The sequence below is a fragment of the Coprobacillus cateniformis genome (assembly GCF_009767585.1).
Lineage (GTDB): Bacteria > Bacillota_I > Bacilli_A > Erysipelotrichales > Coprobacillaceae > Coprobacillus > Coprobacillus cateniformis.
The window spans coordinates 2,364,807-2,386,288 of the sequence record NZ_WSNW01000001.1; the positions used below are offsets into that span (position 1 = coordinate 2,364,807).

Sequence of the window (21,482 nt, forward strand, 5' to 3'; positions counted from 1 at the left end):
CAGCCCCTTATGCATTATTTGGTAGTCCGTACGGGGTTCGAACCCGTGAATGCTAGGATGAGAACCTAGTGTGTTGACCGCTTCACCAACGGACCATATTATAAGTATAGCACTTTACAAGATTGTGTAAAGAGACTTTTTTTATTTTTTTGAATTGTTAAGTTAAATAGCAAAATGTTAATGAAAATTGATAGACTATTTCATAGGATGCTGTAAACGAGAGTTGAGGAGGGGTTGATATGAGTATTGGAAAAAAGCTTTTATATTTAAGACAACAAAGAGGGCTTTCTCAAGAAGAGTTAGCAAGTGCTTTACACGTTTCTCGACAAACGATTTCAAAATGGGAATCAGATTTAAGTTTACCTGATATGAAAATGATGTTATCGATAAGTCAATTTTATGATGTTTCAGTTACAGAACTTTTAGGTGTAGACGAAAAAGAAAATTCTCAGGAGTCAATTGAACATATATATGAACAAACAAAAGTGGTGTTAGATAAATTAACAAAAGAAACTCAAAAGAGAAGAACAAGAGATTGGATTATTATTGGAACATGTATATCGAGTATTGTTATTATGTGTATGTTTTTTTGGCTGATTTATTTTAATCCAGAGACTCAATATATTGTTAACAATCCTTCCATACCTGTATCAGAACCAGAAACACTTATAGATATAGCTAATTCTTCCTTACAGGTTGAAAAATATGATTTGAGTCATCTTTTGATATACGTTAACTGTATATGTGTATTAAAAGAGTATACTGAGCAAACTAAAGTACAGTTTGGATTTATAGATGAGAATAATAAAGAATATATATTTGAAGCATCTCATAATGAAGGAAATCGTTTTATATTTAATGATAAAATTCCATTTGTCAATTATCAAGATATAAAGGTTTATATTGATAATGGAAAAACAAAAAAAGTTGATTCTTTTTATCAAGCAGATTATATGTATTTAAGTCGTTTCCTACAAGATTATGTGAGTGTTTATCTGCCTCAAGATGGTCAATGGAATTTAATGGCTGATTGTATTGAGTTTGATATCAAGCCTTATTATCAGGAAGAAAAAATAAAATATGAAGGCAAAATGGCAGGTGAATTGCATCTTAAAGTAACTTCAATGAACAATAATAAGAATGAAGTTTTATTGAATCAAAAAATACCATTAAGTGAGAAGAGATTATTGAAGTTAAGTCGAAAAATTAAAAATAAAGAGGAAATTGTATTTGATATTGAAACTATTATTGATGGACAAACTTATTCTCTTTATTCACAAATTAAGGAAATAAGATATGGGTCATCTATGGGATATACTATTTATTAAACTCTCACTTTGAGAGTTTTTATTTATTTGCTTGTTCCATGAGGAACAAGCATGTATAATAAGAATTGTAAAATTATAGAATATTTGGAATGTTTTTAGAAGTCAAAAATTGTTTTGATATGGAAAAAAGATGTTTTTTTAAATTGTTTTGATATTTATATCATTCCCGTGTATAATCAGTATGAAATCAAAATCGTATGTATAATCTATTATACATTTTTATATATTTATAAGAGAGAAAGGAAAGAAATCAATGTCAGAAGTTATTGCTATTGAAGGTGGATATAAATTAAATGGTACAGTGAGAATTAGTGGAGCAAAGAATGCAACTGTTGCATTAATTCCTGCAGCAGTGTTATCAGATGGACCTGTAGAGATATTTGGAGTTCCTGAAATTTCAGATGTCGAAGCTCTTGCGATATTATTAGAAGAATTAAAATGCGAAGTAGAAGTTGATGGAGAACATATAAAAATTGACCCAACACATATGGAGGATATTCCACTTGTGAGTGATGCTGTCAATAAATTAAGAGCATCTTATTATTTTATGGGAGCATTGTTAGGTAAATATAAAAGAGTAAAAATTAAAATGCCTGGTGGCTGTTATTTAGGACCACGTCCTATTGATTTACATTTAAAGGGATTTGAAGCTTTAGGGGCTAAAATCACTTATGAAGATGATACTTATTTATTAGAAGCAGAAGAATTGATTGGAACACAGATATATTTAGATTTTGCTTCTGTTGGAGCAACTATTAATATTATGTTAGCAGCTGTGAGAGCTAAAGGAAAAACAGTTATTGAAAATGCTGCTAAAGAACCTGAAATTATTGACGTTGCTAATCTTTTAACAAAAATGGGAGCAAAAATTAGAGGTGTTGGGACAGATAGTATTACAATTGAGGGTGTTGATCATTTAAATGGCACTTTTCATGAAATTATACCAGATCGTATTGAAGCAGGAACATTCTTGATTATTGCAGCTGCAGCTGGTGAAAAAGTCATTATTCAAAATATTATTCCACAGCATTTAGAAGCATTGATTTCTAAACTTAAGGAAATGGGTGTGAAAATGGATGTTGTTGGTGATAGTATAGTTATCTTTGGAAGCCAAGAAAATCTTCATCCAGTTGATATTAAAACCCAAACATATCCAGGGTTTGCTACTGACTTGCAGCAACCATTAACAACTTTATTAACACAGGCACAAGGTGAGTCACATGTAAAAGAAACGATATATGTTGAGCGTTTTAAACATTGTGCTGAATTAAATAAAATGGGAGCTTATATTGAAGTAGGAGAAGCTTCTAGTGATATTCATGGTGCAACATCATTGCATGGAGCAAGAGTTCAGGCAACTGATTTAAGATGTGGAGCAGCATTGGTTATTGCAGGGCTTATTGCTGAAGGAAAGACTGAGATTACAAATGTTTATCATATTGATCGAGGATATGATAATATTGATCATAAATTAATTACTTTAGGTGCACATATTTCTCGTTATGAAATTGATGATGAATAATCATTGAAAAAGTTGAAAAAAGTATTGTATTTATCAATAAGAAATGCTATTATAATTGAGCAACTTACTTTGAAGTAGCAAATATTTCAAGGCGGAAGGAGATCGTAAAAATGAAAAAAGGAATTCATCCAGATTATAAAAAAGTAAAAGTTGTTTGTACTTCTTGTGGAAACGAATTTGAAACTGGATCAGTATTAGACGAAATTCGTGTTGATACTTGTTCTAATTGTCATCCATTCTATACTGGGAAACAAAGATTTGCTAGTGCAGATGGACGTGTTGATAAATTCAACAAAAAATACGGACTTAAATAAGAAACCAAGAGCAGATATCTGCTCTTTTCTTTTTGCCTTTTTTATTCATATATAAGATTGATTCTGCGAGTTATAGAACATAGCTTTTGTTCATAGAAGACGTAAAGAATTGGAAAATATTGATAATTTTATAGACATTTTTATATCCTTTCCTTAAAATAAGAGTGAAATTATACATATTTTCATATAAAAATGAGAAATTGAGGGGTATGAGAGATGCAAATGAAAAAAGGCATTTTTAGTGTTTTACAAAGAATAGGTCGGAGTTTTATGTTGCCAATTGCAGTTTTACCAATTGCAGGACTCTTCTTAGGAATTGGAAGTTCTTTAACAAATGAGGCAACAATGACATCTTTACATTTAGAAGCTATTTTACAGGAAGGGACTTTTCTTTATCAGTTTTTAACTCTTTTGATGCTTGTTGGAAATATTGTCTTTGATAATTTACCAATTATTTTTGCAGCGTCTGTCGCACTGGGGATGACAAAAAAATCAAAAGAAGTTGCGGTATTATCAGCAGTGATTGCCTTCTTTGTGATGCATGCCACAATCAATGGAATGCTGACAATTAATGGGAGTATTGTTAATAATCAAATTGTTGATAGTAAAGTTTTAGAAGGAACAGTGACTTCGGTATGTGGGATACTATCACTCGAAATGGGTGTTTTTGGTGGCATTATAGTTGGGTTAGGAGTTAGTTTTTTACATAATCGTTTCTATCAAGTGCAATTTCCTGATATCTTACCCTTTTTTGAAGGAGAACGATTTATTCCAATTATTTCTACAATTGTTTATTTGTTTGTTGGAATTGTCATGTTCTTTATTTGGCCGTTTATCCAAAATATGATTTTTGGATTAGGAAAATTTATTGTTGATTCAGGTTATTTTGGAACATTTATATATGGTATTATCAAACGAGCACTTGTTCCTTTTGGGCTCCACCATGTTTTCTATATGCCATTTTATCAAACTGCCATTGGTGGTTCAATGGTTGTCAATGGTGTTTTGGTAAATGGTGCACAAAATATCTTTTTTGCTCAGTTATCTGATCCTGCAATTCGTCACTTTAGTAGTGAGGCAACACGTTATTTTTCTGGTGAATTTATTTTTATGATGTTTGGATTACCTGGTGCTGCATTGGCAATGTATCAAACAGCAAAGAAAGAATCTCAAAAAGTCATTGGTAGTCTTTTTCTATCAGCTGCTCTCACAAGTATTTTAACAGGTATTACAGAGCCAATTGAATTTACTTTTATCTTTGTGGCACCATTGTTGTTTGGTGTTCATGTTTTCTTAGCTGGTACTGCTTTTGTTATTGCACATGTTTTTCAAATTGCAATTGGCTTTACCTTTTCTGCCAGTTTCATTGATTTTATTGTTTTTGGTGTTCTGCAAGGCAATGATAAGACAAATTGGGTATGGGTCATTGTTTTTGGGATTCTCTATTTCTTTTTATACTATATTAGTTTTCAAATATTAATTAAAAAATTTGACTTAAAAACACCAGGTCGTGATGACAATAATAAATTAACAATTTTCAAAAAGAGTCAATTTGATTATACTTTTGATAAATCAACAATTGATCATCAATCTCAAATGATTATTAAAGGATTAGGTGGACGACATAATTTTAGTGATTTAGATTGCTGTATTACACGTTTAAGAGCAACTATCGATGATAAAGACTTGATTAATGAAGGTCTTTTAAAACAAGCAGGAGCTGCAGCTATCATGATACAGGGTGGAGGCATTCAGATTATTTATGGTCCTAAGGCTTCCTCAATCAAAAGTAAACTAGATGAATATTTATTAACTGTTCCAGAAGAGTATGATGATTATCAAGAGGTTTTAACATTGTATAATGATAAAACTTTTGAACTTGGTAATGTTGTAGATGGTGAAGTTTTACCAATTGAAAATGCTTGTGACCAAATTTTTTCTCACAAGTTATTAGGTGATGGTATTATGATTAAACCTTATAATGGGTTAATTGTTTCTCCATGTGATGGAATTGTTACTATGATTTATCCAACTAAACATGCTATTGGATTAAAATTAGATAATGGAATTGAATTATTATTGCATTTTGGTACAAATACTGTTAATTTAAATGGTGTTGGTTTTGAACTGTTGGTTAAACTTCATCAAAGAGTTCAAAAAGGAGACTTGCTTTGGAATGCAGATCTTGAGTATATTAAAGAAAATGCAACTGATGAAAGTCTTCTTATGGTGATGACCAAACTAGATGAAGGTGCATTCATAGAAAAAATATATGGGGATAAAAAAAGAGGTCAAACAATATTAAAGATACAGAGTTAAAGAATGGGGGGATTTTATGTATGAGGTTGTGAAAGTGCTCAATAATAATACAATTCTTGCTCATAGAGATAATGAAGAAGTCATTGTCATGTATAAGGGAATAGGCTTTGGTAAAAAAGCAGGGGAGTATTTTGAAATCCCAAATCAAGCGAAAAGGTATTTAATGCAGAAGAGTTATCAAACAAAAAACAATATCTATGATATTATTAATTATATTGAACCTATTTATTTAGAAATAGCAGCTGAAATCATTAGATTAGCAGAGATAAAATTTGCAAAAGTAAGTCATGATATTTTACTGCCATTAGCTGATCATATTTATTATGCAATCAAACGGATGGATGAAAATATTATGCCATCTAATCCATTTACAAATGATATAAGATTATTATTTCCAGATGAGTATGAAGTTGCTACGCAAGGCAAAGATGTTATTCAAAAATATGTAAGAAAAGTGATTAATGATGATGAAATTGGCTTTATAACACTTCACATTCATTCTGCTATTTCCTCAAATAAAGTTGCTGAATCTATGGAAGCAACACGAGTGATTCATGAAGGAATTCTGCAATTGCAAAGTGATTTACATATTATTATTGATGTTCAATCTATTTCCTATGTAAGGCTTATGAATCATATTAAATTCTTAATTTTACGATTAAATACAAATGAAAAATTACAGATGGATATCAGTGAATTTACGAAAGATAAATTTCCATTTGCATATGAACAGGCCCGTCATATGTGTGAAGCTTTATCTAAAGTTTTAAATAAAGACTTACCTGAAACAGAGATTGGTTATTTGGCACTGCATTTAGAAAGAATTTTATCAATAACATTAGATAATCAAAACAGTGCTTGACACGTTTTACAATTAATGGTAATATTTTTTTAGAAAAATGAATATTTAATAGTGTGTAACTGTTAGGCAGGCAATAACTATTTTAGAAGAGAGTAACCCTTTTTATAGTGTGTTTTTAACTCCTTTTAAAATAGATTGTCTGCATAGATTGTCTGCCTTTTTTTGCATTATTAAATGTCAAAAGAAAGGGAGGAAAATATTAATGGTAGGAATGATTCTTGCTAGTCATGGTGAATTCGCAAATGGAATCTTACAATCAGGAACGATGATTTTTGGTGAACAGCCTGATGTGAAAGCAGTGACTTTAGAGCCAAGCGAAGGGCCCGATGACTTAAAAGCAAAATTAGAAGCGGCAATTGCAACATTTGATAATCAAGATGAAGTTCTTTTCTTGGTTGACTTATGGGGTGGAACACCATTTAATCAGGCAAATGGATTAATCAATGGTCATGAAGATCAATGGGCAATTGTCACAGGTTTAAACTTACCTATGCTGATTGAAGCTTATGCATCACGCATGAGTATGGAAACTGCACATGAAATTGCAACACATATTTGTGAAGTTGCAAGAGAAGGTGTCAAAACACGTCCAGAAACATTAGAACCACAAAAAGAAGTGAAAGAGGTTGTACAAGTGGCTTCACCACAGGGTGCTATTCCAGAAGGAACAGTTTTAGGAGATGGCCATATTAAGTTTGTATTGGCACGTGTTGATACACGTTTATTACATGGTCAGGTTGCAACGACTTGGACAAAAATGACACAACCAAATCGTATTATTGTTGTTTCTGATTCGGTTGCAAAAGATAATTTGCGTAAACAGATGATTGAACAGGCGGCCCCACCAGGTGTGAAGGCAAATGTTGTCCCTGTTTCAAAAATGATTGAAGTTGCTAAGGATCCACGTTTTGGAAATACGAAAGCAATGTTGTTGTTTGAAACACCTCAAGATGCATTACGTGCAATTGAAGGTGGTGTTGATATTCAAGAATTAAATATTGGATCAATGGCTCATTCACTTGGTAAAGTTGTTGTCAATAAAGCCATTGCAATGGGAAAAGATGATGTTGAGACTCTAGAAAAATTAAAGGAACTTGGAATGACTTTTGATGTTCGTAAAGTCCCAGCTGATTCAAAAGAAAATATGGATCATCTTTTGAAAAAGGCAAAAGATGAATTAAAGAATTCTTAAAAGGAGGATAATGAAATGTCTATTATTACAATAATTTTAATTATTATCATTGCCTTACTAGCGGGAATGGAAGGAGTTCTAGATGAATTTCAATTCCATCAACCATTAGTAGCATGTACTTTAATTGGTTTGGTCACAGGACACTTAAGTGAAGGAATTATTTTAGGTGGTTCTTTACAGATGATTGCTCTTGGATGGGCGAATGTAGGAGCAGCAGTTGCACCTGATGCCGCATTGGCTTCAGTTGCTTCAGCTATTATAATGGTTTTGGCGTTGCAGGATGGAAGTGTTGATTCATCAACAGCTATTACAACTTCAATTGCTGTTGCTATCCCTTTATCAGTTGCAGGTTTATTCTTAACGATGATTTGTCGTACAATCGCAATTCCAATGGTTCATTTTATGGATGTAGCAGCTGAAAAAGGAAGTTTCCGTACAATTGAAATGTGGCAGATTCTTGCAATTGTTTTACAAGGTGTGAGAATTGCCATTCCAGCAGCGGCTTTATGCGTTGTGCCAGCAGTTGTTGTCACAGGTGCGTTGAATCAAATGCCTGACTGGTTATCAGGTGGTATGGCTGTCGGTGGTGGAATGGTTGCTGCTGTTGGTTATGCCATGGTTATTAACATGATGTCTTCTAAAGAAACATGGCCTTTCTTTGCAATTGGCTTTGTTTTGGCAGCAATTGGACAATTAACATTAATCGCATTAGGGGTTATCGGTGTTGCTTTAGCACTTATTTACTTAGGGCTAAAAGAAAACAGTGGAACTCATGGTGGTGGCTCTGGTGGAACTGGAGATCCATTAGGCGATATCTTAAATGATTATTAATCTTGAAGGAGGAAAGAAAAATGGCAGAAAAAATCGCATTATCAAAAAAAGATCGTTTAGCAGTTGCTTGGCGTCATCAGTTCCTTCAAGGATCTTGGAACTATGAACGTATGCAAAATGGTGGTTGGTGTTATTCAATTATTCCAGCTATTAAAAAATTATATCCTCAAAAAGAAGATAGAATTGCAGCTTTAAAAAGACACTTAGAATTTTACAATACACATCCTTATGTATCAGCACCAGTTATGGGAGTGACATTAGCATTAGAAGAAGAACGTGCAAATGGAGCTGAAATTAATGATCAAGCTATTCAAGGTGTTAAAGTTGGAATGATGGGACCCTTGGCTGGAGTAGGAGATCCTGTCTTCTGGTTTACACTTCGACCAATTCTAGGTGCACTAGGAGCCTCTTTGGCTTTAAGTGGAAGCATTGTTGGACCATTGTTATTCTTCTTTGCATGGAATATTATTCGTATGGCATTTATCTGGTATACACAAGAATTTGGTTATAAAGTTGGAACATCTATTGCTCAGGATTTATCTGGTGGGTTGTTAGGAAAAATCACACAGGGAGCATCAATTCTTGGGATGTTCATTATTGGAGCATTGGTCCAACGTTGGGTAAGTATTTCATTTACGCCAGTTGTCTCTCGAGTTGTTCAATCAGAGGGAGCATATATTGATTGGAGTAAAATTCAGGCAGGTGCAGATGGGATAAAATCAGCATTAGAACAATATGCAACTTTAGGAGCCAATGGCTTAAATCCTGAAAAGGTCACAACATTGCAACAGAACTTAGATCAATTAATTCCAGGCTTATCAGCATTATTGTTAACATTATTATGCTGCTGGTTATTAAAGAAGAAGGTTTCACCAATTGTTATTATTGTCACATTATTTATTATTGGTGTGTTGGCACGTGTTGTTGGTATTATGTAAAAAGATGCGTGTTTTATAATTTTTCTAAACATTATGATGGAGGACAAATATGGTACAATCATTAAATACAAAAGTTGATTTCACAATTGAAGCAACTTCATATCTAGGTATAGCAAGTTATGGTAAAGTGATGGTAGGAGATAAAGCCTTTGAATTTTATAATGAAAAAAATATCAGAGATTATATTCAAATTCCATGGGAAGAAGTTGACTATATTATGGCCTCTGTCATGTTTAAAGGTAAATGGATTCCTCGCTTTGCAATTGAGACTAAAAATAATGGAAGATTTACGTTTTCAACACGTCATAATAAGGCGTTATTACGTTCAGTGAATCAATATATATCATCAGAACGCTTAGTCCGTTCATTGAGTTTTTTTCAAGTCATTCAAAGAGGAATTAAAAATATTTTTATGAGAAAACATAAAATATAATGAAAACTGCTAGCAAAGAATTAACTTTGTTAGCAGTTTTTAAGTAGAAAATATAGATTATCTTAATAGTGGGAGACTCCCAGTTAATTTATTAACAAGTTTCTTCGTTCCATAAATCGCAATCCCGTAATAAGTAAAGTCATCTTCAGGTGTCTGATTTGCTTTTTCTATATATTCATCATAAATATTACAGCGTTGAGCAACATCAGAGAAATCAACAACGATTAAATCCTTAAAATCAGGCAGATAAAGCTGCTGTCTTATTTCTTTTATCTTCTCTTGTGTTGTTTTTAAAATAGGAACTGGTGTTGTAATAATACCAAGATGTTGATATTGATCTTTATCAAATACTGTTGGTCCTACTGTTTCGGGAATATATTTTCCAAGTGTTATTCCCAGGATACCAGCTGTATTAGCAATGATTCCTAAAGGGAGTTCCTCATTAAAAACCATAACACATTTTTCATTCTGTATATTCATAAATTATATTCTCCTTTTTTGTTTTCTTGTTTTCAGATAACAATAGACCTACTAATGTTAAGATGATTCCAAGTAGTGTTGTGAAAGTCATTTTCTCATGCAATATAAAAGTTGATGTCATAGCTGTAATAACTGGAACAATATAAATATAAACACTTGTTTTGACTGAACCTAAAATTTTAACAGCTAAGTTCCAAGTGACGAAACAGAGTGCTGATGCACCTAGTCCTAAAAACAATAAATTAAAAAGATTGATTGGCATTACAATTTGTGAAAAATCAACATCAAATCCCATCATTAATGTAAATGGAAGCATAAACAGGAGTCCATAAAAAAATGTACGTCTTGTTGTTTGAATAATATGGTAACCAAAACCAGCGAGTTTCTTTGTTAATGTAGAATAGCCAGCCCAAATAATAGCAGCAATGATTGCTAAAAAATCACCGAAAGGATTGAGTTGTAATTGTGAACCGCTAAAACTAATCAAATAGATTCCCATCATTGCAATGATAAAGCCTATAAAAAAGCGAATATGCGGCTTTTCTTCATGTAAAAAGAGGCAGGCGAAAATAACAGTAAAAAAAGGAGCAATGGAAATAATGACACCAACATTAGATGCTAATGTATAGGTCAATGCAATATTTTCAAAGAGATAGTATAATGTTACACCACATAAACCTGCAGCCATAAAGTAGAGTTCTTCTTTTTTGTGGGTTAAATGGAGATGATGAGGATAAATAGACCACAAGATTATGTAACCTATTAAAAAACGTATAAATAGAATTTCTATTGGGCTCAAAATATTGAGAAGAACTTTTGTTGATATGAAGGTTGTTCCCCAAATAATGATTGTTATCAATGCAGCACAGTGGCCAAAAGTTATTTTGTTTTTCATAGCTTTATGCCTTTTTCTAATATAGGTTCTTCATGAATAAAAATCTTTTGATATTGCTTAGGGGTTAAACCAATAAATTACTTAAAAAAGTGTGTAAAATGACTTTGATCAGTAAAACCAGTCATATATGCAACATCAATTGGTAATATACCTTGCTCAAGAAATTTCTTTGCTTTATCAAGTCGAACTGTTTGTAAATAGCGATAAGGTGATAAACCAATCTGTTTTGTAAAAGAGCGTAATAAATAGGACTTTCCGAAATGAGTCATTTTTAATAAATCATCTAATGTGATGTTTTCAGCAAAATGTTCATCAATATAAATACATATATTTTTAATTTCATCATTAGGTTCATCGATATTATCAAAATCAAAAGGAGTTGCATATTCTTGAAGAATTTGTTCTAAAAGAAAGAAAAATGCTTCTTCTTTTTCTAATTTAGGAGCATGATGTACAATAGCATCATACAATTCTCCAATAGATTGTGTAATATCACTTTGAAAAATAACGTTTTGAGTAAAATGTGGCATATAGGCATGACCAGCAATTTCTTCAACAGCTTTTAACATAATATCAGGATTAATATTTACTGCACGATAATCTAATATTTCACCATTTACAGGTGCGCAAAAGTGATTATCATGGGGATTAAAGATAAGCAAATCACCAGCTGTTACTTCATAATTCTGACCTTTACAACAAAGGTGGCGTTTGCCACCTTCAACAAAACCAATGACATAATATTCATGAAAATGATTTGGAAACTTTTGAACAATTCCACTGAGGTTATAGGCTTCTATAGCTAAGTCACAATCATAATAGACATGACGTTGTTCTTGAATTTGAGACATAAATGGATTTCCTCCTTGTGTTCATTCTAGCATTTTGTCAATTCATTTTCTTGTATGATATGACACTTTAATAGAAAATCTCTCCTGATTCAAGAGAGATTAAAAGCTTATCTGTTTTTTCATTTTCTTAAAAAGAATTGTTGATGTTGTTGCTGAAACGATTTCAGCAATTGGAAAACATAGCCAAATAAGATGAATATTACCTGTTAATGACAAAAGATATGCACAAGGCAATAAGACAAATAATTGTCTAATAAGTGATGTTAATAAACTATATGTACCTTTTCCAACAGCTTGGAAGAGTGCGCTGCAGACAATTGAATAACCAGCAAAGAGAAAGTGAATAGCAATAATTCTTAATGCTGGTGTTCCAATTTGAATCATGGCTTGTGAAGCATTAAAGAATCCTAAGAGGATTTGAGGTATGGATTCAAAAAGAATAACACCAATTAACATCATTCCAGTTGCATAAATCATAGCTAATTTTATTGTATCAAACATTCGCTTACTTTGTCTGGCACCTAAATTATAAGCAATAATAGGAATCATACCATTATTTAATCCAAAGACAGGCATAAAGACAAAACTTTGCAGTTTAAAGTAAACTCCGAAGACAGCTGTTGCTGTTGTAGAGAATCCAATTAAAATTGTATTCATTCCAAATGTCATGACACTTCCTATAGATTGCATAATGATAGATGGAATACCAACAGAATAAATTTGTTTAATAATTTGTATATTTGGTTTAAAGGATTTCCATTGAAATTGAATATCATGATTATATTTGAGATTTAAGACAATTGCCAATAGGCATGCAATGATTTGACCAGTTACAGTTGCAATTGCCGCTCCAGCGACACCCATTTTAGGCATTCCAAACAGTCCAAAAATAAAAATAGGGTCTAATATAATATTAATAATTGCTCCAAGTCCCTGTGTAATCATTGTATGGATTGTTCTTCCTGTTGCCTGTAAAAGTCTTTCAAATAAGAATTGGCTAAACAATCCAATTGAACATCCTACAACAATCATGGAATATTGTGTTCCAGCAGTTACAATTTCAGCATTACTTGTCTGGACGGTAAAGAAAAGATGAGAAAGTGTAAGACCGCCAATCATAAAAATAAGTGCAGTCATAAGAAAAATAAAGACTGAATTGGTTGCTGTATGATTGACATGTTCTTGATTCTTTTCACCTAAACTTCTGGATAATAATGCATTAACGCCAACTGCCGTTCCGCCAGCAAAAGCAATCATCAGATTTTGCAGCGGAAAGGCTAAAGAGACAGCAGTTAATGCATTTTCACTAATTTGGGCAACAAATACACTATCTACAACATTATACATTGCTTGTACCAACATGGAGATAATCATTGGTAATGACATGGATATCAGAAGTTTATTAACGGGCATTGTCCCCATTTTATTTTCTTGTACCATTACTTATTTATCTCCTTGTTGAAACAACTCAACAATGATATCAGCAACTTTCTCAATTCCTAAATCACTATTGATTGTTAAATCAAAGTTCTTTAATTGACCCCATTTTTTTGTTGTATAGTAATTATAATAATTGCTTCTTCTTTTATCTTTCTTCATAACATATTTCTTAAAGTCTTCCTGTTCTTCTTTATAATCTTCTTGAACACGTCTGATTCTTGATTCTAAAGGTGCATGTATGAAAATAGTAAAGACATCATCGTAATCTTCTAATATATAATCAGCACATCCATTGACAATAATACAAGAATCATGTTTAGCTAAATGACGAATAATCTTTGATTGCATAGCAAAGACCTGATCGTTCAATGGTAAAGTAAAAGCTGAAGATGACATAGTATACATAAAACTTGATGTTTTTTCTTCCGATGCCTTACGAATCGTATCAACATCAATTCCAAGTTCCCTAGCAGCAATATCAATAACTTCATTATCATAATAAACAAGACCTAATTTCTCTGCTACTCTTTGAGCGATTAAGCGTCCTCCTGAACCATATTCTCTAGCGATAGTCATAATTCTAGGCATAAAACATTCCCCCTTTATAATTCTATTCTAACATAAATCAAAAAATGATGACATTATTTTCACAAGATAAATTTATTGTTTTTAAGAAAACAAATTTGTATAATAAAAGCATAAAGTCATTCGGTAAAATGTCAAGAAAATAAATAAAATCTTTTTTAGATAAATCAAAAACCATCATCTAAAAAAGAGTACACTAAAAAGAAGTATGAAAAAATTTATGAAATTGACAAATTACTCAATGACTGTGTCATGAGACACAGAAACGTATAATTTACTGTCACGTAGCAAGACATAAATTAAACGAACTAGTTTTCTTGATGTAAGGACGAGTGCTCTACGATGCTTGTGTGTAGAGGCTTCGTTATACTTCTTACGATAAAAAGAAGTCGTATAATCAAAGCCATGCATCACTGACATCTGTGTGGATTGAGTTATGTAATATTTTAAATATTTATTACATGAATTCGCTGAATGTTTTTCATCAGCAATAAAATTGCCCGAGTCATTCTTCTTCCAATGGAAACCGGCATATTTAGCCAATGAAGCATCACTTTTGAAATAGGAAATATCACCAATTTCAGAAAGTATACCTGCTGCAAAGACAGGTCCGATACCTGTTATAGACATCAGAGATTGATATCCGTTAGGATAAAGACCTTTCATTTCCTTCTCAATGGCCTTATCAACCATCTTGATTTGAGATTCAATGCATTGAATCAGGTTGATAGAAGCAGTAATTGAGATAGTTATAGGGTCATATGCAGTTTTATCAAGTCTATAGGAAGAACGAATCGCTTTATCAAAAAGAGAAGCAATTTTACCATAATCATCACATCTGTTTTGAGAAGCAGATTTGAAATATTCAATGATTTCATCCAAAGGTTTTTCAGCCAAATCAAAAGGGGAAGCATAATCAGTTAAAAATTTCGTGTTGGAAGCAGAAAAATTATCACTGAAAGGCAAATCCTTATGAGGAAGGGTCATAAGACCAGAAACCTTTAAATAGATATTGTTGAGAACGTAATTCTTTTCTCTAATAAGCTGCTCAGCTAAATGATAACGTTCACGAGTGAGACGTTTAAGAGCGATATGTTGAGCAGCTTTAAAGGGACGAAGCTTTTTACAGCGACCAACACGAGCAAAATCTGCAATCAAAAAAGCATCACCCAGATCAGTTTTTTCCATTTCAATATAAGACTTCTTATAATTGGCAATGGATTTGGCATTAACAGAATATATGATGACAGAAGTGCCGACAATCGAAAGCTGAGATGAAAGATAAGCACAAATATGATAGTCATATATAGAAGTTGATTCAGTAACGATGATGATGGAATCGAACTTTTCTTTATCAACAAAAGCCAAGACAGATGTAATGAGAAGATCACATCCATCAGGGTTATTTGGAAAAGAGAGATTAAAGAAAACATCCTGATTAAAGTTAACAGCACAGACTTGATTATTTTTGGTTGAAACATCAATACCTACAAAGAGAGTGTTCATGGGATCACCACCTTTCAAAAAAGATAAAACTAGAAACAAAATATTGGAAAGACCTCCGTTCTTTAGACATGATGCGACCTCGCCATAAGAATAGAACAATACAGATCAAAGGCTACGTATCACAAAAGTATTGAACAAACAACATTCGGTAAGCAGAGACATTCTAAAGTTGAGAAACAGACTTTCTATAGAAGATATCATGAAGATACTTCAAGGAGAATTAGAATAAATTCCAATAATAGAGTGACTAGTAACTCTATTATAACTTAGGAAAATCCAATATTGAAATAAACTTGTAAAGATGACTAGTCATCTTTACAAAATATATTATACGAGGAGAATAGCAATGGAATTTCATGTTTTAGCAAGTGGATCAAAAGGTAATGCGACATTTATTTATGAAGATGGCTGTGGAATCTTAATAGATTGCGGTATTACAAGAAAACAGCTTTTATTTAAATTAAATCAATTAGGTTTTCATGAAGAAGATATCACATATGTCTTCTTAACACATGATCATTATGATCATAATAAAAATATACATATATTTGATCAGGATAAGATATATACAGCAAAGAAAAATATGCCTGATTTAGACGAGTATCATACACTTATACCATATACACATCGTCAATTTGATGTTTTTGATGTTTTGACTTTAAAAACTTCCCATGATGCAAGTGACCCTATAGGATTCGTCATTTCAACAGATGAAACTTTATTGTATATGACTGATACAGGTTATGTATCACAAAAGAATAGAAAATATATGAATAATTTAAATTATTATATAATTGAAAGTAATCATGATATTCAGATGTTAATGAATACAAAAAGACCAATGTTTTTAAAGAATAGGATTTTAAATGATGTTGGCCATTTAAATAATGAATATAGTGCAAGATTAATGAGTGAAATGATTGGTGACAAAACCAAAGAGATTATTTTAGCCCACTTATCGCAAGAGGCAAATACAGCTGAAAAGGCATTAGAAACTTATTACTCTATTTTTGATGAACAAAATATAAAATTTGATTATATTAAGGTTGCAAGTCAAGTTGATGTTGTTTCTGGAGGAAAGCATGAGAATTAAATTTATAACTGTAGGGAAACTGAAAGAGAAGTATTTAAAAGATGGTATTAAGGAATATGCAAAAAGAATATCTGCTTATGCAGATATAGAAATGATTGAAGTTATGGATGAAAGAATTCCTGATAAGGCTTCGTTGGCAGAGGAAATGTTAGTGAAAGCTAAAGAAGGACGAAAAATTTTAGATAAAGTCAAACAAGATGATTATATGATTTTATTAGATGTCAGTGGCAAAGAAATGGATTCTGTGGCTTTTTCTAAACATATTGAAAAATGTATGATTGATGGAAAAAGTACAATTGTTTTTGTGATTGGTGGCTCATTAGGACATGGTGAAGAAATACTGTCTCGTGCTCAATTGAGGTTAAGTTTTTCTCCAATGACTTTTCCGCATCAATTAATGAGACTTATTCTTATTGAACAAGTCTATCGTGCATTCAAGATTATGAAAAATGAAACTTATCATAAGTAAATGAGGTATTATTTATACTTCATTTTTTTTGTCAAAATCGTAATAGAATAGAGACTGGCTTAAGAGTCGAGTTGTTATTTTGGTCATTTTGTTGACAAAATTGTTTACACACTATATAACTGAGTTAAAGTATGAGGAGGCTTATTATGAAAGAGAAGAGTACGTTTGGAAGATTTATTGTGAAGAAACGCAAAGAAAGAAATTTAACTCAAAAAGAATTAGCAGAACAATTATATGTAACTGAATCAGCTGTTTCAAAATGGGAAAGGGGAGTTTCCCAAACAAAAGGATATTAAGAAATAACCTGTGTTTACCTGCTTGCAAATTATTGTATTTGGATAAACGAGAAAAAAACTTTTTATTGACAGATATAATATCAGATATTATAATTGTCCGTAATTGAATAACTATCTTCAGGGCAGGGTGTAATTCCCTACCGGTGGTATAGCCCACGAGCCGAAAGGCATGATTTGGTGAAATTCCAAAGCCGACAGTATAGTCTGGATGAAAGAAGATGAAAGTAAGTTTATGCTTTTTTTGCGTGCTCTGGAATGATTTTATATTGTTTCAGAGCATTTTCTTTAATCGCATAAATCCTCTTTTGCATGTCTTGGATAGATTTTATTCAAGGCATGTATTTTTTTGGAGGTGTAAAAATGAGCGATACAGAATACATGAAATTAGCAATAAAACTGGCAAAAAAAGGTGCTGGCTATGTCAATCCTAATCCTATGGTTGGGGCAGTAATTGTAAAAGATAATCGAATTATAGGACAGGGATACCATGAAATCTTTGGTGGATTGCATGCAGAGAGAAATGCATTAAAAAATTGTAGGGAGTCACCTGTAGGAGCAACACTTTATGTAACACTTGAACCATGCTGTCACTATGGTAAGACACCACCTTGCACAGAAGCAATTATTAAAAGTGGCATTACAAGAGTAGTCGTCGGAACTTTAGACTGTAATCCTATTGTGTCTGGAAAAGGTGTAAAGGTACTTGAGGAAAACAACATTCAAGTTGTGATAGGAATTTTAGAAATGGAGTGTCAACAGTTAATCAAAGTTTTTAGAAAATATGTTACAAGGCATATTCCTTATGTTTTTATGAAATATGCAATGACAATGGACGGGAAAATAGCAACTTATACAAATCAATCAAAATGGATAAGTGGCGAAAAAGCGAGAAAACAAGTACATCAATTCAGGCATAAGGTTACTGCGATCATGGTAGGAGTGAATACCGTTATTCAAGATGACCCTTTACTGACATGCCGATTAGAAAACGGGGAAAATCCTATTCGTATCGTATGTGATACAGATTTAAGAACACCCATTACATCAAAAATTATCAAAACAGCGAATGACATTAAAACATATATCGCTACTTCTTCTATTGATGAAAGTAAGATTGCTCTTTACAGAAAATGTGGTTGTGAAATTATTTATACGAAGAAAAAAGGTAATCATATTGACTTAATGAATTTAATGCAATGTTTAGGAAATATGCAGATAGACAGTCTACTTTTAGAGGGTGGAAGTGCAATGAATTGGAGTGCTCTTGAGCAACAGATTGTTGATGAGGTGCAAATTTATATAGCACCTAAAATATTTGGTGGGAGTGCAAAAAGCCCTGTAAGTGGTCAAGGTGTTGCTTTTCCTAATGACGCCATTATGCTTAAACCATATGCTTTTTCTCAAGTGGGAAATGATTATTTCATAGAAAGCGAAGTGATTTATCCATGTTTACAGGAATAATAGAAGAAATCGGTAAAGTAGAAAGAATACAGAAAGATACTTGTAACTGTAAACTATCCATTAAAGCTTCAAAAATATTAGAGGATATACATTTAGGCGACAGCATAGCAGTCAATGGTATCTGCCTTACAGTTACTTGTTTCACTCGACAATCTTTTACAGTTGATGTGATGAATGAAACATGGAACAGAACGGCTCTTAGCCTGTTAAGACATGGAAGCCTTGTGAATTTAGAAAGAGCTATGCCTATGAATGGCAGGTTGGGCGGTCACATTGTTACGGGGCATATTGATGGGACAGGCAGAATATCGTCTGTGCGTAGAGACAAAAATGCGGTGTGGTATCAAATCAATACGCAAAGAGAAATCTTAAATCTAATTGTTGAAAAAGGTTCGATTGCTATTGACGGTATTAGTCTTACTGTCGCAAAAGTATCGAAAGCAGATTTTTCGGTATCCGTTATCCCTCATACTTTGGAGCAAACAATTCTCAAGAATAAACAAGTCGGGGATATGGTAAACCTTGAAAATGATATATTAGGGAAATATGTGCAGAAACTCATAGACAACAGCAATGAAACAGAGTTGTCGAAAGAGTTGTTATGCCGATACGGATTTTAGCAGAAAGGATAAAGGAATTATGAAATATCAAAAAATAAAAGAGGCATTGCAGGCGTTACAAGAGGGAAAACTTGTTTTGGTTATGGACGATAAAGAGAGAGAAAATGAGGGGGATTTAATTTGTTCGGCACAATTTGCGACAACAGAAAATGTTAATTTTATGGCGACTTATGCAAAAGGCTTAATCTGTATGCCTATGAGTGAAAGTCTGGCTAACAGGCTCATGCTTTCCCCTATGGTTGAAGATAATACAGATAACCATGAAACTGCCTTTACAGTTTCTATTGATTATAAGGATACTACAACAGGTATTTCTGCCGAAGAAAGAGGATTAACGGCTCGTATGTGTGTGACTGAGAATGTAAATCCCTTTGACTTTCGTAGACCGGGGCACATGTTTCCTCTGATTGCAAAGAACGGAGGTGCTTTGGAAAGAAATGGACATACAGAAGCAACGGTTGACCTATTGAGGTTGGCTGGCTTAAAAGAATGTGGCTTATGTTGCGAAATTATGAATGAAAACGGGAAAATGATGAGAACACCTGATTTAATTCAGTTTTCTCAAACACACCATATACCTACCCTCACAATTAAAGAATTACAGGAATACAGAAAAGTATATGATTTGCTTGTAGAATGTGTTTCGGTTGTAGAAATGCCTACAAAATATGGGAATTTCAAAGCACATTGTTATATCAATAAATTGAATGGAGAACATCATGTTGCATTGGTTATGGGAGATTTGAATAATGGAAACGATGTGCTATGTCGTGTCCACTCAGAGTGCTTAACAGGAGATGCCTTTGGCTCTTTACGCTGTGATTGTGGACAGCAGTTAGATAAAGCAATGAAAATGATTGCAGAAAATGGTTCTGGTGTATTGCTTTATATGCGACAAGAGGGACGAGGTATCGGGCTTGTCAATAAACTAAAAGCCTATCATTTACAGGATAACGGTATGGATACACTTGACGCCAACCTTGCATTAGGATTTCAAGGCGATTTAAGAGAATATTATATCGGTGCACAGATTTTAAGAGATTTGGGAATAAAATCATTGCATTTACTTACAAATAATCCTGATAAAGTTTATCAGTTAGAAGATTATGGAATGAAAATTTCAAGCAGAGTACCGATTGAAATAGAAGCAAATCCTTATGATAGTTTTTATCTAAAGACAAAGAAAGACCGAATGGGACACATTTTGAATATGGAGGAAAAATAAATGAACACTTTTGAAGGAAATTTAGTAGCAGAAAATATAAAAATCGGTATTGTTGTAGCAAGATTTAATGAGTTTATAACTTCTAAGCTATTAGCAGGTGCATTAGATAATTTGAAAAGAGAAAATGTTGGTGAAAAGGACATAGAGGTAGCTTGGGTTCCGGGAGCATTTGAAATACCTTTGATAGCGTCTAAAATGGCAAAAAGTAAAAAATATGATGCGATTATTTGTTTGGGAGCAGTTATTCGAGGTAGTACAAGCCATTATGATTATGTGTGTAGTGAGGTATCAAAAGGAATTGCTCAAATCAGTTTAAATACCGAAACACCAGTTATGTTTGGTGTTCTTACGACAGATACGATTGAACAGGCGATAGAACGAGCTGGTAGCAAAGCAGGAAATAAAGGCTCTGAATGTGCACAGGGAGCTATTGAAATGGTAAATCTAATTCGTGCATTAGAGGTATAATATGATTGGGGATTAAAAGGTAAAGCGAAAAAGCATAATAGGCGGAGTGATCCAGACACGGCGGTGGGAAAATCTCTTAGATTTTTCCACCGTTTTTAGTGGCTGGTTCACTCCGGCAGTTGAGCGAGCTTGCGAGCGAACAGTAAGCCCCCGTTATCTAACAAGGGGGGCACAAAAAACAAGAAACAATATACACTACTAAGCGGAAAACGCTGTATTTACAAGGTAAAATCGCTTTTAATAGGGTGTTAACTAAAAAGCACTCATTTAATACATAAAAATTGAATAAGACATAGGAAAGACAGTTGATTTCAAACGAGAAATTGATTGTCTTTTCTTTTGCGGAAATTTAAG

At 32.8% G+C, this 21,482-nt stretch carries 22 protein-coding genes, 1 tRNA gene and 1 riboswitch; of the genes, 16 read left to right on the plus strand and 7 right to left on the minus strand.

Features of this window, described 5'->3' with window-relative positions:
• Positions 1 to 19: 19 nt before the first annotated feature.
• Positions 20 to 95, minus strand: a tRNA-Glu gene (locus GQF29_RS11575).
• Positions 96 to 239: 144 nt separating this feature from the next.
• Here GQF29_RS11575 and GQF29_RS11580 point away from each other — a divergent pair.
• The 9 genes from GQF29_RS11580 (at position 240) to GQF29_RS11625 (ending at position 9,739) form a co-directional block, all read left to right on the plus strand.
• The gene (locus GQF29_RS11580; RefSeq protein ID WP_236916428.1) at positions 240 to 1,328 is read left to right on the plus strand and encodes a helix-turn-helix domain-containing protein; all 1,089 of its coding nucleotides are present in this window, start codon (positions 240 to 242) and stop codon (positions 1,326 to 1,328) included.
• Between the two features lie 253 nt (positions 1,329 to 1,581).
• Positions 1,582 to 2,850 (plus strand): UDP-N-acetylglucosamine 1-carboxyvinyltransferase, encoded by a 1,269-nt coding sequence (locus GQF29_RS11590; RefSeq protein WP_008787496.1) that lies wholly within the window; start codon positions 1,582 to 1,584, stop codon positions 2,848 to 2,850.
• Positions 2,851 to 2,960: 110 nt separating this feature from the next.
• Entirely contained in the window at positions 2,961 to 3,164 is a 204-nt protein-coding gene (gene rpmE / locus GQF29_RS11595) for a 50S ribosomal protein L31 (RefSeq protein WP_054690117.1), read from the plus strand.
• Between the two features lie 216 nt (positions 3,165 to 3,380).
• Entirely contained in the window at positions 3,381 to 5,483 is a 2,103-nt protein-coding gene (locus GQF29_RS11600) for a PTS sugar transporter subunit IIABC (RefSeq protein WP_117599074.1), read from the plus strand.
• Positions 5,484 to 5,499: 16 nt separating this feature from the next.
• On the plus strand, positions 5,500 to 6,345 hold the full coding sequence (locus tag GQF29_RS11605) for a PRD domain-containing protein (RefSeq protein WP_160340812.1): 846 nt from the start codon (positions 5,500 to 5,502) through the stop codon (positions 6,343 to 6,345).
• Between the two features lie 202 nt (positions 6,346 to 6,547).
• On the plus strand, positions 6,548 to 7,537 hold the full coding sequence (locus GQF29_RS11610; RefSeq protein WP_017143899.1) for a mannose/fructose/sorbose PTS transporter subunit IIA: 990 nt from the start codon (positions 6,548 to 6,550) through the stop codon (positions 7,535 to 7,537).
• A gap of 15 nt (positions 7,538 to 7,552) precedes the next feature.
• A complete protein-coding gene (locus GQF29_RS11615; protein ID WP_008787502.1) occupies positions 7,553 to 8,368 on the plus strand; it encodes a PTS mannose/fructose/sorbose transporter subunit IIC in 816 nt (271 codons plus the stop codon).
• Positions 8,369 to 8,388: 20 nt separating this feature from the next.
• Complete coding sequence (locus GQF29_RS11620) at positions 8,389 to 9,306, plus strand: PTS system mannose/fructose/sorbose family transporter subunit IID (RefSeq protein ID WP_054325605.1); 918 nt, start codon at positions 8,389 to 8,391, stop codon at positions 9,304 to 9,306.
• A gap of 49 nt (positions 9,307 to 9,355) precedes the next feature.
• Positions 9,356 to 9,739, plus strand: coding sequence for a DUF956 family protein (locus tag GQF29_RS11625; RefSeq protein ID WP_054690108.1), 384 nt, complete (start codon positions 9,356 to 9,358; stop codon positions 9,737 to 9,739).
• Between the two features lie 57 nt (positions 9,740 to 9,796).
• On the opposite strand, the gene GQF29_RS11630 is transcribed toward GQF29_RS11625, so the two are convergent.
• The 6 genes from GQF29_RS11630 to GQF29_RS11655 form a co-directional block, all read right to left on the minus strand.
• Positions 9,797 to 10,219: a DUF2000 domain-containing protein gene (locus tag GQF29_RS11630; protein WP_054325604.1), complete on the minus strand. Its 423-nt coding sequence runs from the start codon at positions 10,217 to 10,219 to the stop codon at positions 9,797 to 9,799.
• Positions 10,203 to 11,114: a DMT family transporter gene (locus tag GQF29_RS11635; RefSeq protein WP_117599075.1), complete on the minus strand. Its 912-nt coding sequence runs from the start codon at positions 11,112 to 11,114 to the stop codon at positions 10,203 to 10,205. Before GQF29_RS11635 ends, GQF29_RS11630 begins: the two co-directional genes overlap by 17 nt.
• Before the next feature lie 77 nt (positions 11,115 to 11,191).
• A complete protein-coding gene (locus GQF29_RS11640) occupies positions 11,192 to 11,965 on the minus strand; it encodes an AraC family transcriptional regulator (RefSeq protein WP_236916429.1) in 774 nt (257 codons plus the stop codon).
• A gap of 99 nt (positions 11,966 to 12,064) precedes the next feature.
• A complete protein-coding gene (locus tag GQF29_RS11645) occupies positions 12,065 to 13,405 on the minus strand; it encodes an MATE family efflux transporter (RefSeq protein WP_008787508.1) in 1,341 nt (446 codons plus the stop codon).
• 3 nt (positions 13,406 to 13,408) lie between these two features.
• Complete coding sequence (locus tag GQF29_RS11650) at positions 13,409 to 13,993, minus strand: cytidylate kinase-like family protein (protein ID WP_008787509.1); 585 nt, start codon at positions 13,991 to 13,993, stop codon at positions 13,409 to 13,411.
• A gap of 231 nt (positions 13,994 to 14,224) precedes the next feature.
• Positions 14,225 to 15,496 carry an IS110 family RNA-guided transposase gene (locus GQF29_RS11655; RefSeq protein WP_008790900.1) on the minus strand — a complete coding sequence of 424 codons (1,272 nt, stop codon included), beginning with the start codon at positions 15,494 to 15,496 and terminating at the stop codon, positions 14,225 to 14,227.
• 346 nt (positions 15,497 to 15,842) lie between these two features.
• On the opposite strand from GQF29_RS11655, the gene GQF29_RS11660 reads away from it, so the two are divergent.
• The 7 genes from GQF29_RS11660 to ribH all read left to right on the plus strand — a co-directional run bounded on the left by GQF29_RS11660 (position 15,843) and on the right by ribH (position 21,128).
• Positions 15,843 to 16,589, plus strand: a complete 747-nt coding sequence (locus tag GQF29_RS11660) for an MBL fold metallo-hydrolase (protein ID WP_008787511.1) — start codon at positions 15,843 to 15,845, stop codon at positions 16,587 to 16,589.
• Positions 16,579 to 17,058, plus strand: coding sequence for a 23S rRNA (pseudouridine(1915)-N(3))-methyltransferase RlmH (rlmH, locus tag GQF29_RS11665; protein ID WP_008787512.1), 480 nt, complete (start codon positions 16,579 to 16,581; stop codon positions 17,056 to 17,058). Before GQF29_RS11660 ends, rlmH begins: the two co-directional genes overlap by 11 nt.
• 146 nt (positions 17,059 to 17,204) lie before the next feature.
• Entirely contained in the window at positions 17,205 to 17,354 is a 150-nt protein-coding gene (locus tag GQF29_RS11670) for a helix-turn-helix domain-containing protein (protein WP_008787513.1), read from the plus strand.
• Positions 17,355 to 17,463: 109 nt separating this feature from the next.
• Positions 17,464 to 17,578, plus strand: a riboswitch (FMN riboswitch).
• 136 nt (positions 17,579 to 17,714) lie between these two features.
• Positions 17,715 to 18,815 carry a bifunctional diaminohydroxyphosphoribosylaminopyrimidine deaminase/5-amino-6-(5-phosphoribosylamino)uracil reductase RibD gene (ribD, locus tag GQF29_RS11675; RefSeq protein WP_008690020.1) on the plus strand — a complete coding sequence of 367 codons (1,101 nt, stop codon included), beginning with the start codon at positions 17,715 to 17,717 and terminating at the stop codon, positions 18,813 to 18,815.
• Entirely contained in the window at positions 18,800 to 19,435 is a 636-nt protein-coding gene (gene ribE, locus GQF29_RS11680) for a riboflavin synthase (RefSeq protein WP_008394622.1), read from the plus strand. The genes ribD and ribE overlap by 16 nt, the downstream gene beginning before the upstream one ends.
• 19 nt (positions 19,436 to 19,454) lie before the next feature.
• Entirely contained in the window at positions 19,455 to 20,660 is a 1,206-nt protein-coding gene (locus tag GQF29_RS11685; protein ID WP_008394621.1) for a bifunctional 3,4-dihydroxy-2-butanone-4-phosphate synthase/GTP cyclohydrolase II, read from the plus strand.
• Complete coding sequence (gene ribH, locus GQF29_RS11690) at positions 20,661 to 21,128, plus strand: 6,7-dimethyl-8-ribityllumazine synthase (RefSeq protein WP_008394619.1); 468 nt, start codon at positions 20,661 to 20,663, stop codon at positions 21,126 to 21,128.
• Positions 21,129 to 21,482: the final 354 nt, after the last annotated feature.

Bases quoted from the DNA above. Each gene is read 5' to 3' on its own strand.
- GQF29_RS11580 (WP_236916428.1), top strand. From the start codon at position 240: ATGAGTATTGGAAAAAAGCTTTTATATTTAAGACAACAAAGAGGGCTT.
- GQF29_RS11590 (WP_008787496.1), top strand. From the start codon at position 1,582: ATGTCAGAAGTTATTGCTATTGAAGGTGGATATAAATTAAATGGTACA.
- rpmE (WP_054690117.1), top strand. From the start codon at position 2,961: ATGAAAAAAGGAATTCATCCAGATTATAAAAAAGTAAAAGTTGTTTGT.
- GQF29_RS11600 (WP_117599074.1), top strand. From the start codon at position 3,381: ATGCAAATGAAAAAAGGCATTTTTAGTGTTTTACAAAGAATAGGTCGG.
- GQF29_RS11605 (WP_160340812.1), top strand. From the start codon at position 5,500: ATGTATGAGGTTGTGAAAGTGCTCAATAATAATACAATTCTTGCTCAT.
- GQF29_RS11610 (WP_017143899.1), top strand. From the start codon at position 6,548: ATGGTAGGAATGATTCTTGCTAGTCATGGTGAATTCGCAAATGGAATC.
- GQF29_RS11615 (WP_008787502.1), top strand. From the start codon at position 7,553: ATGTCTATTATTACAATAATTTTAATTATTATCATTGCCTTACTAGCG.
- GQF29_RS11620 (WP_054325605.1), top strand. From the start codon at position 8,389: ATGGCAGAAAAAATCGCATTATCAAAAAAAGATCGTTTAGCAGTTGCT.
- GQF29_RS11625 (WP_054690108.1), top strand. From the start codon at position 9,356: ATGGTACAATCATTAAATACAAAAGTTGATTTCACAATTGAAGCAACT.
- GQF29_RS11630 (WP_054325604.1), bottom strand. From the start codon at position 10,219: ATGAATATACAGAATGAAAAATGTGTTATGGTTTTTAATGAGGAACTC.
- GQF29_RS11635 (WP_117599075.1), bottom strand. From the start codon at position 11,114: ATGAAAAACAAAATAACTTTTGGCCACTGTGCTGCATTGATAACAATC.
- GQF29_RS11640 (WP_236916429.1), bottom strand. From the start codon at position 11,965: ATGTCTCAAATTCAAGAACAACGTCATGTCTATTATGATTGTGACTTA.
- GQF29_RS11645 (WP_008787508.1), bottom strand. From the start codon at position 13,405: ATGGTACAAGAAAATAAAATGGGGACAATGCCCGTTAATAAACTTCTG.
- GQF29_RS11650 (WP_008787509.1), bottom strand. From the start codon at position 13,993: ATGCCTAGAATTATGACTATCGCTAGAGAATATGGTTCAGGAGGACGC.
- GQF29_RS11655 (WP_008790900.1), bottom strand. From the start codon at position 15,496: ATGAACACTCTCTTTGTAGGTATTGATGTTTCAACCAAAAATAATCAA.
- GQF29_RS11660 (WP_008787511.1), top strand. From the start codon at position 15,843: ATGGAATTTCATGTTTTAGCAAGTGGATCAAAAGGTAATGCGACATTT.
- rlmH (WP_008787512.1), top strand. From the start codon at position 16,579: ATGAGAATTAAATTTATAACTGTAGGGAAACTGAAAGAGAAGTATTTA.
- GQF29_RS11670 (WP_008787513.1), top strand. From the start codon at position 17,205: ATGAAAGAGAAGAGTACGTTTGGAAGATTTATTGTGAAGAAACGCAAA.
- ribD (WP_008690020.1), top strand. From the start codon at position 17,715: ATGAGCGATACAGAATACATGAAATTAGCAATAAAACTGGCAAAAAAA.
- ribE (WP_008394622.1), top strand. From the start codon at position 18,800: ATGTTTACAGGAATAATAGAAGAAATCGGTAAAGTAGAAAGAATACAG.
- GQF29_RS11685 (WP_008394621.1), top strand. From the start codon at position 19,455: ATGAAATATCAAAAAATAAAAGAGGCATTGCAGGCGTTACAAGAGGGA.
- ribH (WP_008394619.1), top strand. From the start codon at position 20,661: ATGAACACTTTTGAAGGAAATTTAGTAGCAGAAAATATAAAAATCGGT.